General features: G+C 68.6%; 1 protein-coding gene. It reads left to right on the top strand.

Annotated elements, in window-relative coordinates:
* Positions 1-59: 59 nt before the first annotated feature.
* Positions 60-640: polyketide synthase dehydratase domain-containing protein (locus CCN56_RS41530; protein WP_256962468.1), on the top strand; the 581-nt coding region annotated here is incomplete at its 3' end.

The following is a 640-nucleotide window of genomic DNA, read 5'->3' as shown; positions in this document are numbered from 1 at the left end:
GCTTCGGGTACGGGCCGCTGTTCCAGGGGATTCAGTCCGCGTGGAAGCACGGCGACGACGTGTACACCGAGCTGGCGCTGCCCGCCGACACCGACACCGGCTCGTTCGGCATCCACCCGGCGCTGTTGGACTCCGCACTGCACGGGATGTTCCTGCGGGACGACAACCCGGCTGGTACCGCGTTGCCGTTCGCGTGGTCGGGTGTGACGCTGCACGCCACCGGGGCGAGCACGTTGCGCGTCAAGCTCACGCCGACCGGCCCGGACGCCGCGCGACTCGTCGGCGTGGACGGCGGCGGGAACCCGGTGATCACCGTTGAGTCGATCGCGGTGCGCACGGTCTCCGCCGACCAGCTGCGCTCCGACAGCGACGCGCTGTTCCAGGTGGACTGGGTTCCAGTTGAGTCTTCGGGCAGCGCCTCGGGGTACGAGGTGCTGACTCTGGAGTCCACAAAGGACGATGTGATCGGCGAGACCTATCGGCTGACCCACGAGGTTCTCGCGGCCGCGCAGAAGCAGCTGGCTGAGGACTTGACGCTGGTGATCCACGTCGAGGAGGCGAACCTCGCCACGGCCGCCGTGTGGGGCCTCATCCGTTCGGCGCAGTCGGAGAACCCCGGTCGATTCGTGCTCTTCGAGGG

Origin of the sequence: Streptomyces sp. NRRL B-24572 (assembly GCF_002156145.1) — a bacterium.
Lineage (GTDB): Bacteria > Actinomycetota > Actinomycetes > Streptomycetales > Streptomycetaceae > Streptomyces > Streptomyces vietnamensis.
This window is presented reverse-complemented; position numbering and strand designations above follow the sequence as displayed.